The following is a 17,323-nucleotide window of genomic DNA, read 5'->3' as shown; positions in this document are numbered from 1 at the left end:
CCCGCCATGGCGCATTACCGCCACGAGGCGGTGCATGACGATCAGGCACAGGGGGGGGCCGAGATCGCCTTCGGCCGGCGGCTCGACCTTCTGCCGCAATGGGAGCGGGCCGACCTCGTTCTTTGCCTTGGCGCCGATCCGCTCGGCTTCGGCCCGGCGCAGCTTCGCAATGCGGCGGGCTATGCCGCGCGGCGCGCCCGCCGGGAGCCCGGCCTGCGGCTCTACGCCGTCGAGTCCGCGCTGTCGCTGACCGGCAGCGTAGCCGACCACAGGCGGGCGCTGGCGCCCGACGCTATCGCGCGTTTCGCGGACACGCTGATGCGGCGCTTTCAGAACCCCCTTGCCCAACCTGGCGACGATCCGATGATCGAGGCCCTGGTGCGAGATCTCATGGCCGCCGGCCCGCGCGCCTTGGTCCTCGTGGGCGACGACCAGCCGCCGGAGCTTCACGCGCTCGGCCTCTGGCTGAACGGAGCGCTCGGCAGCTTCGGCACGGCGCTGGACCTGATCGAGCCGGTGGACGCGCATCCGCGCGGCCACGGAGAAGACATCGCGACCCTCGCGGACGAACTCGACGCCGGGCGGGTCGACACGCTGCTGATCCTCGGCGCCAACCCGGCCTACGACGCGCCGGCCGATCTCGATTTCGCGCAGAAGATCCACAAGGCCGGCTTTTCGCTCCATCTCGGGCTCCAAACGGATGAGACGGCGGCGGAGGTGCTCTGGCATGTGCCGGAAAGCCATCCGCTGGAGCATTGGTCTGACCTTAGCGCCGTGGACGGCACCGCGGCGATCGCGCAGCCGCTGATCCGCCCGCTCTACGAGACGCTGGACCGGCACCGTTTTCTGGCGTTGCTCCTGGGCGACAGGGACGCCGCCTCGCGCGATCTCGTGCGCACGACATGGGCGGAGCGGCAGGGCTCGGAGGATTTCGAGCGCTGGTGGCTGCGCGTGGTGGAGGACGGCGTGATCCCCAGCACGGCCGCGACGCCCCTGACGCTCGACGCGCCCGCCGCGCCGCCGCCTTGGACCCCGCCCGCCATTGCAAGCGAACTCGCCCTGACGCTGCGCCCCGACAGCGGCGTGTGGGACGGGCGCTATGCCAACAATGCCTGGCTGCAGGAATGCCCGCGTCCGGTGACGCACGAGGTCTGGACCAACGCCCTGCGCATCCACCCGGAGGACGCGGCCTCGCGCAATCTGGCCGAGACCGACGCGGTTCGGATCGAGGCGAATGGACGCGCGGTCGAGGCGCCGCTTCTCTTCGACCCCGCGCAGGCGCGCGGGGCGCTGACCCTGACGCTGGGCTATGGCCGCACCCGTGCCGGTGCCATCGGCAATGGGCTCGGCACGGATGCCTACCAGCTGCGCACGACCGCCAGCCCCTGGCAGATCGGCGGCGTCCGGCTCACCGTTGCGGGCGAAGCCGACGCCATGCCGCGTACGCCCTGGACGCTGGACGAGCACGGGCCGGACATCGCGCCCGCGATGGCGCTGCGTGATCTTCTGGCCGGCCAGCGCCTGCGGCCCGCCGCGCCGCCCCCTCAGAGTTTCTATCCCACGCAAAGCTACGAGACGGCGGCGCAGCCGCCGGGCGAGACCTATGCCTGGGGCATGGTGATCGACACCGATCTCTGCATCGGCTGCAATGCCTGCGTGGTCGCCTGCCAGTCCGAGAACAACGTGCCCGTGGTCGGGCCGGACGAGATCCGCCGTGGCCGCGACATGCATTGGCTGCGTATCGACAGCTATCGCGAACCCGAGGGCGAAGCGCGCGCCCGCTTCCAGCCCGTGCCCTGCATGCATTGCGAAAAGGCGCCCTGCGAGCCGGTCTGCCCGGTCGGCGCCTCTGTCCACGATCACGAGGGGCTGAACAACCAGGTTTACAATCGCTGCGTCGGCACGCGCTTCTGCCAGGCCAACTGCCCCTACAAGGTGCGGCGTTTCAACTTCTTCGGCTATGGCAACGGCCAGGAATACGCCAATCTCGGCAAGGACCCGCTCCCCGCCCATCTCAATCCGGACGTCACCGTCCGGGGTCGCGGCGTCATGGAAAAATGTACTTACTGCGTCCAGCGCATTTCCGGCGCGCGGCGGGACGCGGAGGCGGAAGGCCGGCGCATTCGCGAGGGCGAAGTGAGCACGGCCTGCGCCTCGGCCTGCCCGACCAAGGCGATCCGCTTCGGGGACCTGAACGGCGAGGCCTCCGCAATCCGGGCTCTCCGCGACGACCCCCGCCATTACACGCTTCTGGAAGAGCTCGGCACGCGGCCGCGCACGACTTATCTCGCCGCCGTCAGCAATCCGGCCGGGCCGGAGGAGGCTGCGGGATGAGCGACGCCGCCCTTCTGCCGAAAGGCGCCGGCTATGCCTCCGTCACGGCTGCGGTGTCGGACCCGCTCCTGGAACAGCGCGCCGGGCGCGGCTGGTGGATCGCCTTCGCCATCGGCTGCGCCGGCACGCTGCTGATGGGCGGCAGCATCTTCTGGCTTCTGTTCCAGGGCATCGGGATTTTCGGCAACAACTCGACTGTTGTCTGGGGTTTTCCGATCGCCAACTATGTCTGGTGGATCGGCATCGGCAATGCCGGCACGTTGATCTCCTGCATGCTGCTTTTGACGCGCCAGCGCTGGCGCTCCTCGATCAACCGCTTCGCCGAGGCGATGACGCTGATCGCCGCCTCGATCGCCGGCCTGTTTCCGATCCTCCATCTCGGCCGGCCGATCTATTTCTACTGGGTGGCGCCCTATCCCAACACGATGGGCGCTTGGCCGCAGTGGAAGAGCCCGCTGGTCTGGGACTTCTTCGCCATCCTCTCCTATCTCGTCTTCTCGCTTCTCTTCTGGTTCGTCGGCGCCCTGCCGGACTTCGCCACCTTGCGCGACCGGGCGCGCACGCGCCGGGCGCAGGTGTTCTACGGCGTCCTGGCGCTCGGCTGGCGCGGCTCAGCGCGGCACTGGGCGCGCTACGAGAGCTTCTACCGGATCATGGCCGCGCTCGGCGTGCCTCTGGTCGTCTCGGTACACAGCGTGGTGGGCATGGACTTTGCGGCCAGCACCATGCCGGGCTGGAGCGAATCGATCTTCCCGCCCTATTTCGTGGTGGGCGCCATGTTCTCCGGCTTCGCCATGGTGCTGGTTCTCGCCGCCGCCGTGCGCGCCTTCCTCCGGGTCGAGGGGCTGGTGACGCTCGACCATTTCGACGCCATGGCCAAGATCCTCCTTGCCGGCTCGCTCGTCATGGGCCTGTCCTATGCGACGGAATCCTTCCAAGCCCTGGTGGCCGGAAGCGAGGCGGACCGCACGCTCGTCGCCTTCGAGTTCACCGGCGCCTATGCCTGGCTCTATTGGACGCAGCTCGTCTGCAACGTCGCTCTACCGCAGCTTCTCTGGTTTCCCGCGATGCGCCGAAGCATCCCGGCGCTGATCGCTATCGGACTGCTCGTCAATGTCGGCATGTATCTCGAGCGCATCCTCCTCATCATCAACACGCTGTCGCGCCCGCCTCTCTCCTCCACTTGGCAGCTCTACGCGCCGACACTCTGGGACGGGCTGCTGCTGGCCGGCTCGATCGGATTCTTCGTCTTTCTCTTTTGCCTCTTCCTGCGGCTGATGCCGGCGGTCTCCATGCACGAGGTCCGCCAGCTTGTGCCGGAGGGCGAGCGATGAGCGCGCCCCGCCTCCTCGGCGAGTTCGACGGCCCCCGGCAGCTGCTCCACGCCGCGCGGCTGACGCGCCAGACCAGCCCCCACCGCGTCACCGACGCCTATTCGCCCCTGCCCGTCGAGGGGCTGCTCGCCGAGATCGAGGACATCCGTCCGTCGCGCCTGCCGCTGGCGCTTCTATTCGGCGGTCTTGGCGGTGCGGCTCTGGGCGTCGCGCTGCAATGGGTCTCGGCCACCCAGATCCTGCCGATCCTCGCCGGCGGGCGGCCCTTCGCCAGCTGGCCGGATTTCGGCTTCGCGATCTTCGAGCTCGCCATTCTCGGCGCGGCCGTCTCGGGCTTCGTCGCTCTTCTCGTCGGCTGCGGCCTGCCACGGCTGAATCACCCCCTGTTCGGCGTGCCGGACTTCACCCGCGCCACGCAGGACCGCTTCTTTCTGGAGATCGAACCGGCGGACGAGGCAGAAGGGCGGGCGCATCTCGGCGCGCTCGGGGCAATCGCCGTTCACGAGGTGCCGCCCGTATGAGGCGCGCGATCCCCCTTCTCACCGCCGTCGCGCTCGCCGGCTGTTCAGGCCAGGACATGCAAAAGCAGCCCTCCTTGCGCCCCTACGAGGCCAGCACCCTTTGGCACAGCGGCACGAGCTGGCAACCGCTGCCCGAGGGGGTCGTGGCGAGCGGTGCGGGCGCGCGCCTGCTCGCCATCGCCGAGCCGCCGCCGCTGGACCGGCCGCTGGTGGAGCGCGGCGAGCGGATGTATCGCGACCTTTGCGCGCCCTGCCATGGGCTGGCGGGCGACGGCGACGGCATCGTCGTGAAGCGCGGCTTCTCGCCGCCACCCTCCTACCATTCGGCCCGGCTGCGCACGGCGCCCGCCAGCCATTTCGTCGAGGTCATCGGCCAGGGCTACGGGGCCATGCTGCCCTACGGAGACCGTGTCGAGCCGCGCGATCGCTGGGCGATCGCCGCCTATATCCGCGCCCTGCAACTGTCGCGAGACGCCCCGGCGGCGGACGTGCCCGATCTGGCGGAAGCGCTGCGATGAGCCTGTCGCCATCCTTTGTCGCGCACCGGCGCGGTTGGATCATGCCCGCTGCGGCGCTCGCGCTTCTTCTGGCGGTCTCGCTCCCAGTCGCGCCCGTCGCCGCGCCCCGCATTGCCCATGCCGCGTTCCTCGCTCTCCTGCCTGTGCCGATGGGCTGCGTCCTGCTTCTTCTCGTTCATGCCCTGACCGGGGGCGAATGGGGCCGCAGCGCCCGGCCGGCGCTGCTTGCCGGCGCGGGGTATCTTCCCTTCGTCTGCTGCCTCGCCCTGCCGCCGCTCCTTTTCATGCCCTCCGTTTTCCTTTGGGCCGGCTCGCCGGAGCTGATCGCCAAGGCCGACGCTGCGCGCTTCTACTTCAGCGCGCCGGCGCTCGCGCTTCGCACGTTGGTCACGCTCGGTTTGTGGAACGGGCTGGCGGTCTTCGTCATCCGGCGCGAGCGTCCCTCGCCTGCGCTCGCCGGTTTCTGCCTCCTCGTCTTCGGCGTGAGCGTCAGCACGGCCGGCGTGGATTGGGTCCTGGCGCTGGCCGAGCCGCTGCGCTCCACCGCCTTTCCCATGAGCCTTGCCATCTCGTTCCTGCTGGCCGGCGCGGCTTTCGCGGGCGGAAGCGCGACGGGAGAGCGGGCGGAGGACTGGGCCAAGCTCACCGCCACTTTCGCCCTCGGCCTCACCTATCTCGACGCCATGCAGTTTCTGGTGGCCTATGACGGCAACCTGCCGGAGCAGGCGCGCTGGTATGGCGCGCGGGGCGGCTGGGTCCTTTCCCTTCTCGGCCTCGCCTTCCTGCTGGCGGCGCTGCTGCCGGTGCTGACGGTGTTTCGCAAAAGCTGGCGTCGCGCCCCCGAAGTGCGCCGAGCGCTCGCAGTGGCCGTGCCGGTCGGGGTCGGGCTGCGCGCCCTCTGGTTCGCCGTGCCGAGTTGGGAGCCGGGTGCCCTATTCTGGCTGTTGCTGCTCGTGCTCTTAAGTGCGACGGCCGCGCTCCCGATCCTCGCCGGGGGGCAACGGGCATGAGCACCAAAGCGTCCTCCGACCATCGGCAGGGTCTCGCCGCTCGCCCCGTGTTCGCGGCGCTGCGCCGGCTCGCCGCCCTGCCCCGGCGCTGGCTGCACCGGGCCGAGCCGGAGGGCCACGATCCCGAACCGCCCGGCGTGCGCAGCGGCCTAATCCTTGCGATCCTCGCGGGGTGGGTCGTGTTTCTCGCCGCCTCGCTGACAGGTCTTTATTGGATGGCGGCGGAGGTCGTTCGTCCCATGCCCGCGTCGCAGACGGTGAGCGACTTTCCCGAACCGAGGCTCCAGATCGACGCTCGGTCCGATCTCGAAACACTCAGCGCCGCTCAGAGCGAGCGGTTGAACCGGACGGGCTGGGTGGACCGACCCACCGGGCGCGTCGAGATCCCGATTGGCCGGGCCATGGATCTCGTAGCCGGGATGGGCGCGCGGGCCTGGCAGCCTCTCGAAGCCGGCGCGCCGGACAACGCCCGTGCCCGCGCCGTGAACGCCGCCGAGCAGGCGCAGGGGCGAACCCCATGATGCGCCGGCTTCTCGTGCTTTACCTCCTGCTCCTTGCCGCCCCGGCCTCGGCCGCGCTGGCGCCGGCCGCACTCGACGGCGTGGCGCTGGAGCCGCCGCCCGGCGCCGCGCTGCCGCTGGACACCTTGCTCCAAGTCGGGGAGCAGAACGCGTCCCTTCGCGCGATCCTCGCCGCGCGGCCGGCTTGGCTTCTGGTCTTTGCCGACTATACCTGCGCCGGCGTCTGCGGCCCGGCACTTGGCATCGCCGCCTCCGCCTTCTCTAGCCCCGACATGCAGGACCTCGACGCAGGCCTCTTGGTGATCGGGCTGGACCCGAAGGACACAGCCGCCGACGCCGCGCGCATGCGGGCTGAAACCTGGGGGAACGCAGCCGACCCGCGCGCCGTCTTCGCCCGCACCGACGAAGCCAACGTCGCCAAGCTCACCGCGGCGGTCGGATATCGCTACCGATACGATCCCGAGACCGACCAGTTCGCCCATCCCGCCGCCGCTCTATCCATTACCAGAGAGGGCCGGGTGGTGCGCCCGCTCGGCGCGCTTGCGCTGATGCCCAACACTTTGCGGAAAGCCCTGGTGGAGGCGAGCGGAGGCCATGCGGGCGGTTTGTTCGAGCGCATCGCGCTGCGCTGCTATAGTTTCGACCCCGCGCGCGGGGTCTACACCGCCGACATCGTGCTCGTGTTGCGCGCGCTGGGCGTCGCGACGCTGCTCGGTCTCGCCTTGCTGCTGGCCCTGCTAATGCGCCGCACGGCGGGCAAGGAGGCGGCGTGATGGACAAGCCGATCTTCTGGCTTCCCGCAGCCTCGACGCAGGGCGTCGTGGTGGATCGCCTGTTCTTCGCGCTTCTCGCCCTGTCGGGCGCCGTGCTGCTCCTGGTTCTCGTGCTGCTCGTCACCTTCGCGGTGCGCTATCGCCACGGCTCCAAGGCGAAGCGCGGCGCCCTGCCCCGGCTCGCGCGGCGCGAGTTCGAGATCGGCTGGACGGCGGCAACCTTCTTTCTCTTTCTCTTCGTCTTCTGGTGGGCGGGCTCGGCCAATCTGTCGGAGTTCCAGCCGCCGAGTGACGCCATGGAGATCCACGTCACGGCCAAACAGTGGATGTTCAAGACGCAGCATCCCAACGGCGCGCGGGAGATCAACGCGCTGCACATGCCGGTGGACACGCCGATCCGCCTCGCCATGACCTCGGAAGACGTGATCCATTCCTTCTGGGTGCCGGCCTTCCGCTTCAAGCGGGACATCCTGCCCGGGCGGCTGACGCAGGGCTGGTTCCGGGCCAACCGCACCGGCACGTTCCATCTCTTCTGCGCGGAATATTGCGGCACCGACCACTCGCTGATGGGCGGGGCCATCGTCGTGATGGAGAAGGACGCCTATGCGCGGTGGCTGGCCGAACAGCCGGAGGGCGACGATCTCGGCAAGCAAGGCGAGGCGCTGTTCGTCCAGCTCGGCTGCGCGGGCTGCCATGCCGGCCGCTCCGCCGTCCACGCGCCCGACCTCGCCGGCCTTTATGGGCGCGAGATCCCGTTGAGCGACGGGACAAAGGTCCTGGCCGACGAGCGCTATATCCGGGACTCCATCCTCCAGCCCCGACGCGAGATCGCCGCCGGCTTCGAGCCGATCATGCCGAGCTTCGCCGGCACCGTGTCGGAAAGCGATCTGGCCAAGCTCGTCGCCTATATCCGATCGCTTGCCTCCCCCTCTTTGGCCCCCCAGCGGAGCGCCGCCCCATGACGCGATCCCTGCAGACGCCCGCGCTCGGCGGACACGAACTGCCCTCCTATCTCGAAGACGGGCATTCGCTGCGCTCCTGGCTCCTCTCGACCGATCACAAGCGCATCGCGCTTCTTTACTTCGGCTCGATCACGCTGTTCTTCTTCGTCGGCGGCGCTGCGGCGACACTGATGCGCCTGGAACTGATCTCGCCGTCCGGGCGCTTCTTTTCCAACGACGGCTACAACCGGCTGTTCACGCTGCATGGCGTGGTCATGGTCTGGTTCTTCCTCGTGCCCTCGATCCCCACCACCTTCGGCAATTTCCTCCTGCCGCTGATGATCGGGGCGAAGGACATGGCCTTTCCCCGGCTGAACCTCTTCTCCTGGTATCTCAACACGGTCGGCGGACTCCTGGTGATCGCCTGCCTCGTGCTCGGCGGGGTGGACACGGGCTGGACCTTCTACACGCCCTTTTCCTCGCTCTTCGCCAATGGCTACGTCATCCTGGCGGCCATGGCCGTCTTCGTCGCCGGCTTCTCGACCATCGCGACGGGCATCAACTTCATCGTCACCATCCACACGCTGCGCGCGCCGGGCATGCGTTGGACGCGCCTACCGCTCTTCGTGTGGACGCAATATGCCACCGCTTTGGTGATCGTGCTGGCGACGCCGGTTCTGGCCATCACGCTCCTCCTCCTGATGGCCGAGCGCCTGTTCGGGCTGCCGATTTTCGACCCCGCGCAAGGGGGCGATCCCGTCCTGTTCCAGCACCTGTTCTGGTTCTATAGCCATCCCGCCGTCTACATCATGATCCTGCCGGCCTTCGGCGTGATCTCCGAGCTCGTCGCCTGTTTCTCGCGCCGGCGCGTCTTCGGCTATACTGCGATGATCTACGCCATTCTCGGCATCGCTGTGATCGGCTTCTTCGTCTGGGGCCACCACATGTTCGTCGCCGGCATGTCGCCGCTGGCCGCCCTGGTCTTCTCGTTCCTGTCCTTCGTGGTGGCAGTGCCCTCGGCCATCAAGGTCTTCAACTGGACCTTCACGCTCTATCGCGGCCAGATCTATTTCGAGGCGCCGATGATCTACGCGCTCGGCTTCATCGGCCTGTTCACGACGGGCGGCCTGTCCGGCCTCTTCACCGCCTCGCTGCCGGTCGACGTGCATGTGACCGACAGCTATTTCGTCGTGGCGCATTTCCACTACATCATGGTGGGCGGCGCGGTTTCGGCCTTTTTCGGCGCGCTGCATTTCTGGTGGCCGAAGATCACCGGCCGCATGGCGCCGGACGGATTGGCGCGCTTTGCCGCCATCCTCATGTATTTCGGCTTCAACTTCACCTTCTTCCCGCAGTTCCTCATGGGCTATCTCGGGATGAACCGGCGCTATCACCAATATGCGCCGGAGTTTCAGATCTACCATGTCGCCTCCTCCACCGGGGCGGCGGTGCTGGCGGCGGCCTATGCGCTGCCGATGTTCTATCTCGGCTGGTCGCTGATCTGGGGCCGGCGCGCCGAGGCCAACCCTTGGGGCGCGACGGGGCTGGAATGGCAGACGAGTTCGCCGCCGCCGCGCGAGAACTTCCTCAAGACGCCGCAGGTGCGCGAGCAGGCCTACGACTACCACCCCGAGACCGAGGCGCCTCTGCACGAGGCGCCCGAAGGCCGGCGGCCTCATAACCCGCAAGGGGCTGGGGCATGAGCGGGCAGGCTCTGCACGAGCCCTTCGAGGACTTGGAGCGCCAGCGACTGGCGGCCGCCTTCGGCATGTGGATCTTCCTGGCCACCGAGATCCTGTTCTTCGGCTCGGCGTTCCTCGCCTTCAGCGTCTACCGGCAACTGCATCCGGAGGGCATGCTGGCAGCCGCGCGGGAAACCAACATCGTGCTCGGCAGCGTCAACACCGCCATTCTCCTGGCCTCCAGCGTCACCATGGCCGTGGCGGACAAGGCGGCCGAGCAGATGCGCAAGCGCGAGACGATCCTCTGCCTCGCTCTCACCGCCGCCTTCGGCCTCGGCTTTCTGGTGGTGAAACTTTTCGAATATCGCGAGGACATCGCCGAGCGCCTCGTGCCGGGGCCGCATTTCGCGCTCAAAGAGCCCGGCGCGCAGCTCTTCTTCGGCTTCTACTGGGTAATGACCGGCATCCATGCGATCCACCTGACGATCGGCATCGTGATCGTCCTCATCACGATCTGGCGTATTCGGCGGGGCTCGCTCGCCTATGGCCGATCAGGCTTTCTGCCCTCGCTCGGCCTCTACTGGCATCTCGTGGACGTCGTCTGGATCTTCCTGTTTCCGCTGCTTTACCTCGGCGCCCGAGCGTGAGCGCGGCGCGCGAGGGCGGCCTCTGGCGGCAGGGCTTGCTGATGGGCGCGGCGCTGATGGCGCTTCTGGCGCTCACCATCGCGCTCGCCTTCGTCCCGCTTGGGCGGCTGAACGGCGTCGCGAGCTACGGCATCGCGCTGGCGAAGGCCGGTCTCGTGGCGCTCGTCTTCATGAAGCTCGGGCGCTCGCCGGCGCTCGTGCGGCTCGCCGCCTTCGCGGGCGTCTTCTGGCTGGCGGCGCTGTGCCTCCTCACCTTCACCGACTACCCGTTCCGCCAGCCGATCGAGCAGCAGCAGACGAGACCCGGCGGCCAGCCCGCCGACGCACCGCTTCTACTGCGGAAGTAGCCGATCAGACCGAAAGCTGGCCGCGCAGGCGATAGACGACGCCGGTCGGCTGGAAGTCGGTCTGCGCCTGGCCGTTGAAATAGCCGGGCACGACCCGTTCGGTGAGGCGCGTGCCGAAGCCCTTGCGGCTGGCAGGCTTCACCTCGGGGCCGTTCTCCTCGCGCCATTCGAACTGGAACGAGCCGTCCTCGGCCTGCCCCCAGCTGAGGTGAATCCGCCCCTCGTCCACCGACAGCGCGCCGTATTTCACCGCGTTCGTTGCCAGTTCGTGCAGAGCCAGGGCGATGCCCATGGCCTGCTGCGCCGAGAGATCGAGCGTCTGCCCTTGGAGCACGAAGCGCCCTTCCCGGTCGACATGCGGCTGGATGGCGGCTTCCACGGCGGCGCGAAGGTCGGCGATGGTCCAGTCGGTTTCCGTCAGCATGTCCTGCGCGCGGCCGAGCGCCTGGATGCGCGAGGAGGCCACCACCGTCGCTTCCTCGATCGAGGTCGCGTGGCGCAGGCTCTGCGTCACAACGGCCTGCACCATGGCCAGCGTGTTCTTCATCCGGTGCGAGAGTTCGCGCTGGAGAACGCGGCGCTGCCGCTCGCCCTCCTCCTGGCGCGCGAGGCTTTCGGACAGGCTGCGGTTCAGCGCTTCCAGTTCCTGTCGCTCGCGCATCAGCCGCGTGGTTTCGGTCACGACATTAAGGACGCCGGCGATTCGCCCGACATCGTCGAAGAGCGGGCTATAGGAGAAGGACCAGAAGGTCTCCTCGGGATAGCCGTTGCGCATCATGGTCAGCGGCAAGTCCTCGACCCATGTGCCGCGTCCGGCCAGCGCTTCCTTGAGATAGGGCAGAACGCCGTCGAGCACGTCGCTCCACAGAACCTCGAAGGGCTGGCCCACCGACTTGTCGGCGCGCGCGCCGAGCATGGGCAGATAGGCTTCGTTGTGGAACTGCAGGAGATCAGGCCCCCACCACAGGCACATGGGCTGCTTCGACAGGAGGAGGCTTCGCAGGAGGGCGCGCAGCGTGAAGGGCCAGGCGTCCATCGGACCCAGCGACGTCTTCTCCCAGGCGACCGACCGAATGGCGTCCCAGATCACCCCATCCTCGTGCATCGAGTTCGTTTCTACCCGCATTGCCCTGATCGGCTCGTTCGGCGCCATCTGTGCCCGCCTCCCCTCGCCCCTGTCCGTCATTCCACGCAACATGCCTTGCCGAAGGCTTTCATAGCAGCCTTCGGTCGGGCCTATGGCGACTGTTTCGGCAAAGCCGGAAGACTTCAAGTCTTTCGGCTAACGATGAAACCTATACGTGTAAATCCCCCTCGCGTCACGCCACTCCGATCCGCAGGAGATCGTGCAGGTGGAGGATGCCCACGGGGTGCTCGTGTTCCACCACCATCAATGCGGTAATGTTGGAGGAATTAAGGATTTCCAGCGCCTTCACCGCCAGCATGTCGGGGCGGATCGTCTTGGGCGCGCGGGTCATCACCTCGTCCACCGTGCGGCTGAGAAGATTAGGCGCCAGATGGCGGCGCAGGTCGCCGTCGGTGATGATGCCGAGCAGCCGGTCCTCCGCGCCGATCACGGCGACGCAGCCGAAACCTTTGCGCGAAATCGCCAGGATCGCCTCCGACATGGAGCTGCCGCTCGCCACGAGCGGCATGGCCTCGCCGCGATGCATGATGTCGCCGACATGGGTGAGGATGGCGCCGAGCTTGCCGCCGGGGTGGAAGACGCGAAAATCGCTCGGCGAGAAGCCGCGCGCTTCCAGAAGCGCCACTGCGAGCGCATCGCCTAGCGCCAATTGCATCAGCGTCGACGTGGTCGGCGCCAGCCCGTGCGGACAGGCCTCCTCGACCGGCGGCAGGAGGAGCACGAGATCGGCCTCCCGCCCAAGCGTGGAGTCGCCGGCGGCAGTGATGGCCACGAGCGGGATGGAAAAGCGGCGGGTATAGGCGATGATGCTTTTCAGCTCCGCGCTTTCTCCCCCCTTCGACAGTGCCAGCACCACGTCCCCCGAGGCGATCATACCGAGATCGCCGTGATTGGCCTCCGCCGCGTGGACGAAGGAGGCCGGCGTGCCGGTGGAGGCGAAGGTGGCGGCGATCTTGGCGCCGATATGGCCGCTCTTGCCGATGCCGGTGACGATCACCCGTCCGGGCACGGCGGCGATGCGCGCCACCGCCTGTTCAAAGGCGGGCCCGAGCGGCCCCTGCAAGGCCAGAGCCAGTTCGCGCAGACCTTCGGCCTCGGTCGCCACCGTGCGAAGCGCCGATGCGATGCCGGCGGAGGGGGTAAGCTCGGACATGAGGAACGCCATTTCGGATTGCCGATGCGCGTGTCCTACCCGCCGGAGGCCGGGAATGCCACCGCCGAAGCGCTTGCCGTACCGCCGCGCGCTTTCCTCGACCTACACCGCCGCAAGGTTGGTTTAACCATGCTGGTTTACCTTTTGGTGAGATTTGGTTTGGCCGGACAATCCGGCGCGAAGGCTAAGGACACCGACCGAGCATGGCCGTCTGGGTTCGACACCGCGCTGTCGCTTGCGGAATTCTGGCCGCCTGCGGCCTGGCTCTCCTGTCCGGCACGAGCCTCGGCCAGCAGGGATCGACCTCAGCCGCCTCCAGCGCAGCAGCGGGCACGGACGATTCCGATGCAGCAAGCGGCACGCCAAGCTCGCTCGCAAACGGCAACGGCCGCCTGTCGGACCAGCGGCTCGTCGCCCCCCTGCGATCGCAGAGCCCGTCCCTCGCCCCGCCCATGGGCCCCGGCAGTCTGGATCTTTCCACCGGGCGCGGCGCGCGCCTCGGCTCCGAGCGGCCGGACAGCGGCCCCTCCACCCGTCTGCCGGACGCCACACCCAGCCTTCTCGACAATCCCGGCGTTTCGCAGCGGGAAAACCGGCGCGATCCGGCGGCGGCACGCGCGTCGGAAGCGGAAGATGTCGAGGCGCCGCCCCGCCGCGCCGCGCCCCTGCGGGCCGAAGCGGCAGAAGCCGGCGCGCCCAGCCTCTTTCAGGCAATCGGCCCGGTTCGCAGCCCGACGCTCGACGAGATCGGCAATCGGCGCCTGACCGACGGGCTCGCCAGCCTGCGCCGCATCGTGCCCGGCGCGCGCACGACTGAGCCCTTCGCGCCGCTCGGCACGCGCATCGGCTCGTTCCTAGGCTATCTCACGCTCGACCAGAGCCTCGGCGTGTCGGACAATCTCACCGTCTCGCGCGACGGCGTGAAGGGCGCGTTCAGCCAGACCACGCTCGCAGCCCGGCTGATCTCGGACTGGTCCCGCCACGAGGCCGAGCTGAATGCCGCCGCGACCTACCGGCGCAACTTCGCCGGCCCGCTGGAGGAGGAACCGCAGATCGACGCCGACGGCCGGCTGCGGCTGGATCTGACGCGCGACACGACGGCGGTGCTGCGCGGCGCCGTGTCCTTCAGCCGGCAGGACGATCTGACGGCGGGCGTGGCGCAGGACGCCGCCTCGCGCGCCGACGTCCTGCGCTATTCCTTCGGGGCCGAACTCGACAAGCGCTTCGGCCAGCTCGACACGACCGCCTCGCTGCAGGCCGTGCGCGACGACCTGTCGGACCGGGCCGGCGGCAACCGCTCGCTGGACGACAGCTTCACGACCTACACGGCGGGCCTCAAGGCGACGCTGAGCGAGCGCGCCGCGCTGCATCCGTTTCTTGCGGCCAGCCTCGGCCGCCGCGTCTTCGACCGGGCGACGACGGGCGGGCTCAGCCGGGACAGCCTCATCCCCGCGCTGCGCGGAGGCCTGGGCTTCGATCGCGGCGAGAAGTTTTCGGGCGAACTCGCGCTCGGCTATGCCTGGAACCTGCCGGACGACGACAGCCTGCCGACCATCGGCAGCCCGACGATCGACGCGCTTCTCAACTGGTCGCCCCGGCGCGGAACCGACGTGACCCTGCGCGGCGCGACCTTCTTCGAGCCCGAGACCACGGGGCTCGACACGGCGACGCTTTATCAGATAAGCCTCGGCCTTCGTCACCGCGCCACCGCGCGGCTGGACCTCAACGGCACGCTGATCGCCGGGCTTCGCGACCGCGAGCGATTGGCAAACGAATATGTCTATAGCGGCGAAGCGGGGTTTACCTACTGGCTGAACCGGCATCTCGCGCTGACCGGCCTTTATCGCTACGACCGGTTCGAAGCCGCCTTTGCCGGCAACAGCTACGACGCCAATTCCGTGCGCCTGGGCGTTCGCCTCCAGAACTGAGGCGCCCAGCCCCAAACGAAAACCGCCCCGAACGAAAACCGGCCCGAATGAAAAAGGGGCGCCAACGGCGCCCCTTTCGATAAGGATGGAAGGGGTCCGGTTACTCCGCCGCCTTGCGCTCCGTGGCGCGGCGCTCCTGCGGCTCCACCGTCGCCATCAGCTCGTGCAGATTGTCGAAGACCTTGCCGCGAATGTCGGGACGCCACAGGGCGAAGGCGACGTTCGCCTGGATGAAGCCTTCCTTGGAGCCGCAGTCGAAGGTGCGGCCGGTGAAGGGATAGGCGAAGAAGTCCTGGTTCTGGGCGAGCTTCAGCATGCCGTCGGTCAGCTGGATCTCGTTGCCGGCGCCCTTCTCCTGCGTCGACAGGATGTCGAAGATTTCCGGCTGCAGGATGTAGCGGCCCGAGATGAAGTAGTTCGAGGGGGCTTCCTCGTTCTTGGGCTTCTCGACCATGCCGTCGACCTTGAAGCCGGAACCGACCTCGCCACCCTTGCCGACGATGCCGTATTTGTGGGCCTCGGCCGGGTCGCACTGCTCGACGGAAATGACGTTGCCGCCGGTCTGCTCGTAGAGCTCGACCATCTTCTTCAGGCAGCCTTCCTCGGACTGCATGATCATGTCGGGCAAGAGAAGCGCGAAGGGCTCGGGGCCGACGAGATCGCGCGCGCACCAGACGGCGTGGCCGAGGCCGAGAGGCGCCTGCTGGCGCGTGAAGCTCGCCGTGCCGGCCTTGGGCTGGATGCTGTCCAGCAGTTGCAGCTCGATCTGCTTGTTGCGCTCGGTCAGCGTGTTCTGCAGTTCGACCTGAATATCGAAGTAATCCTCGATGACGCCCTTGTTGCGCCCCGTCACGAAGATCAGATGCTCGATCCCCGCCTGGCGGGCCTCATCGACGACATACTGGATAACCGGCCGGTCGACGACCGTCAGCATTTCCTTCGGAATGGCCTTTGTGGCGGGGAGAAACCGCGTTCCCAAACCTGCGACTGGGAATACGGCCTTTCTGACCTTGCGCATACACTCATCCTTCCAACGGGTGGACCCGACCTAACCCATAAATCACGAAAGCATGACCTGTCGACGGGCATGGCGCGATGCCCCGTTTTAGCCCAAGAAAACTGGAAGGTGTGGTCGCTGCCAGACCGACTTCAGATTATCGTGTCCAGACGTGGTAAACGAAGCGTTTACATCCTGTCCGTAAGCTCCGAGGTCAAAGCCCGACCAGTCCGACGAAGGATCCGCCTATGCCTGGACCGATCACCGCCCGCCTCGCCCGCATTGGCGCCGCAACGCTCGTTCTCGCGAGTCTGGCCGCCAGCCCCGCTTTTGCCGATCAGGGCTTTCGCAACTGGATCGTGGGCTTCGAGAAAACGGCGGTCGCCAGCGGCATCAGCCGGCGCGTCTACGAGCGGGTCTTCGACGGCGTGTCCGAGCCCGATCCAGACGTCATCCAGAAGGCGCGCTTCCAGCCCGAGTTCCAGGACCGGATTTGGGACTATCTCGACAACCGCGTGAACGAAGAATCCGTCGCCGAAGGCCGGCGCATGCTGGTGAAATACAAGCCGTGGCTCGACCGGATCGAGCAGCGCTTCGGCGTCGACCGGCACATTCTCCTCGCCATCTGGTCGATGGAATCCAACTATGGCCGCATCCTGGAGCGGCAGGACGTGATGAAGAGCGTGCCGCGCGCCCTGGCGACGCTCGCCTATCTCGACCCCAAGCGCGCCAAGTTCGCGCGCCAGCAGCTTCTGGCCGCGCTCAAGATCGTGCAGGACGGCCATGTCACGCCCGAAGGGCTGACCGGCTCCTGGGCCGGTGCCATGGGCCACACGCAGTTCATCCCGACGAGCTACCAGGCCTATGCCGTGGACATGGACGGCAACGGCCATCCCGACATCTGGCGCTCGGTGCCGGACGCGCTCGCCACCGCCGCCAATCTCCTGCGCAAGAACGGCTGGCAGAGCGGCAAGACCTGGGGTTACGAAGTCGTCGCCCCGGCCGGCGCGGCCAAGCAGGAGCGCGCCGCCAAGACCCTGTCGCAATGGCAGCAGCTCGGCTACAAGCGCGTCAGCAACCGCGCCTTCCCGACGCCCGGCGACCGTGCCAATCTGCTTCTGCCGGCCGGCGCAGGCGGCCCGGCCTTCCTGATGACCAAGAACTTCTTCGTCATCAAGCGCTACAACAATGCCGACAAATACGCCCTCGCCGTCGGGCATCTGGCCGACCGGATCGCCGGCTACGGCGCCTTTGCGCAGCCCTGGCCGCGCGGCTACGTTCCCTTGAGCATGGAAGAGCGTTACGAAGTGCAGCAGCGCCTGACCCAGCACGGGCTCTACGACGGCAAGATCGACGGCAAGATCGGCGAAAGCTCGAAATCCGCCATCACCGCCTACCAGCGCCGGGCCGGCATGGAAGAGGATGGCAACGCCTCGAAGGCGCTCTTGGAGCTTCTGCGGAGACAATGAT

General features: G+C 67.8%; 16 protein-coding genes. 13 read left to right on the top strand and 3 right to left on the bottom strand.

Annotated features, from left to right (window positions below; all coding sequences use genetic code 11):
• The 11 genes from AUL32_RS03645 to AUL32_RS03595 form a co-directional block, all read left to right on the top strand.
• Positions 1–2,334, top strand: a 2,334-nt coding sequence (locus AUL32_RS03645; protein ID WP_156421309.1) for a 4Fe-4S dicluster domain-containing protein, incomplete at its 5' end; no start/stop codon positions are given.
• Positions 2,331–3,668, top strand: coding sequence for an NrfD/PsrC family molybdoenzyme membrane anchor subunit (gene nrfD, locus AUL32_RS03640; RefSeq protein ID WP_062111844.1), 1,338 nt, complete (start codon positions 2,331–2,333; stop codon positions 3,666–3,668). The genes AUL32_RS03645 and nrfD, both read left to right, overlap by 4 nt.
• A complete protein-coding gene (locus AUL32_RS03635) occupies positions 3,665–4,189 on the top strand; it encodes a DUF3341 domain-containing protein (RefSeq protein ID WP_062111834.1) in 525 nt (174 codons plus the stop codon). The genes nrfD and AUL32_RS03635 overlap by 4 nt, the downstream gene beginning before the upstream one ends.
• On the top strand, positions 4,186–4,707 hold the full coding sequence (locus AUL32_RS03630; RefSeq protein WP_062111833.1) for a c-type cytochrome: 522 nt from the start codon (positions 4,186–4,188) through the stop codon (positions 4,705–4,707). The genes AUL32_RS03635 and AUL32_RS03630 overlap by 4 nt, the downstream gene beginning before the upstream one ends.
• Positions 4,704–5,717, top strand: a complete 1,014-nt coding sequence (locus AUL32_RS03625; protein ID WP_062111831.1) for a hypothetical protein — start codon at positions 4,704–4,706, stop codon at positions 5,715–5,717. Before AUL32_RS03630 ends, AUL32_RS03625 begins: the two co-directional genes overlap by 4 nt.
• Positions 5,714–6,238, top strand: coding sequence for a hypothetical protein (locus tag AUL32_RS03620; protein WP_062111829.1), 525 nt, complete (start codon positions 5,714–5,716; stop codon positions 6,236–6,238). Before AUL32_RS03625 ends, AUL32_RS03620 begins: the two co-directional genes overlap by 4 nt.
• Entirely contained in the window at positions 6,235–7,011 is a 777-nt protein-coding gene (locus AUL32_RS03615; protein ID WP_156421308.1) for an SCO family protein, read from the top strand. The genes AUL32_RS03620 and AUL32_RS03615 overlap by 4 nt, the downstream gene beginning before the upstream one ends.
• Positions 7,011–7,973 carry a cytochrome c oxidase subunit II gene (coxB, locus tag AUL32_RS03610; protein ID WP_062111825.1) on the top strand — a complete coding sequence of 321 codons (963 nt, stop codon included), beginning with the start codon at positions 7,011–7,013 and terminating at the stop codon, positions 7,971–7,973. The genes AUL32_RS03615 and coxB overlap by 1 nt, the downstream gene beginning before the upstream one ends.
• Positions 7,970–9,655 (top strand): cytochrome c oxidase subunit I, encoded by a 1,686-nt coding sequence (locus tag AUL32_RS03605; protein WP_062111822.1) that lies wholly within the window; start codon positions 7,970–7,972, stop codon positions 9,653–9,655. The genes coxB and AUL32_RS03605 overlap by 4 nt, the downstream gene beginning before the upstream one ends.
• A complete protein-coding gene (locus AUL32_RS03600) occupies positions 9,652–10,281 on the top strand; it encodes a cytochrome c oxidase subunit 3 family protein (protein ID WP_062111820.1) in 630 nt (209 codons plus the stop codon). Before AUL32_RS03605 ends, AUL32_RS03600 begins: the two co-directional genes overlap by 4 nt.
• Complete coding sequence (locus tag AUL32_RS03595) at positions 10,278–10,628, top strand: cytochrome C oxidase subunit IV family protein (RefSeq protein WP_244497628.1); 351 nt, start codon at positions 10,278–10,280, stop codon at positions 10,626–10,628. Before AUL32_RS03600 ends, AUL32_RS03595 begins: the two co-directional genes overlap by 4 nt.
• A 4-nt stretch (positions 10,629–10,632) precedes the next feature.
• Here the strand turns inward: AUL32_RS03595 and AUL32_RS03590 are convergent, their stop codons facing one another.
• Together AUL32_RS03590 and AUL32_RS03585 are read right to left on the bottom strand one after the other, a co-directional pair.
• Complete coding sequence (locus AUL32_RS03590; RefSeq protein ID WP_244493058.1) at positions 10,633–11,754, bottom strand: sensor histidine kinase; 1,122 nt, start codon at positions 11,752–11,754, stop codon at positions 10,633–10,635.
• A 193-nt stretch (positions 11,755–11,947) separates the two neighbouring features.
• On the bottom strand, positions 11,948–12,928 hold the full coding sequence (locus AUL32_RS03585; protein WP_082659241.1) for a KpsF/GutQ family sugar-phosphate isomerase: 981 nt from the start codon (positions 12,926–12,928) through the stop codon (positions 11,948–11,950).
• A 203-nt stretch (positions 12,929–13,131) separates the two neighbouring features.
• Here AUL32_RS03585 and AUL32_RS03580 point away from each other — a divergent pair, with 203 nt between their 5' ends.
• Entirely contained in the window at positions 13,132–14,856 is a 1,725-nt protein-coding gene (locus AUL32_RS03580) for an outer membrane beta-barrel protein (RefSeq protein ID WP_062111815.1), read from the top strand.
• A 100-nt stretch (positions 14,857–14,956) separates the two neighbouring features.
• On the opposite strand, the gene galU is transcribed toward AUL32_RS03580, so the two are convergent.
• A complete protein-coding gene (gene galU, locus AUL32_RS03575) occupies positions 14,957–15,874 on the bottom strand; it encodes a UTP--glucose-1-phosphate uridylyltransferase GalU (protein WP_061974979.1) in 918 nt (305 codons plus the stop codon).
• 227 nt (positions 15,875–16,101) lie between these two features.
• On the opposite strand from galU, the gene AUL32_RS03570 reads away from it, so the two are divergent.
• Positions 16,102–17,322 (top strand): lytic murein transglycosylase, encoded by a 1,221-nt coding sequence (locus AUL32_RS03570; protein ID WP_062111813.1) that lies wholly within the window; start codon positions 16,102–16,104, stop codon positions 17,320–17,322.
• The last annotated feature ends 1 nt before the right edge of the window (position 17,323 follow it).

Origin of the sequence: Aureimonas sp. AU40, from assembly GCF_001463785.1 — a bacterium.
Classification (GTDB): Bacteria; Pseudomonadota; Alphaproteobacteria; order Rhizobiales; family Rhizobiaceae; genus Aureimonas.
Note: the sequence above shows the minus strand (reverse complement) of the source record. Positions and strands in the feature narration are given on the sequence as shown.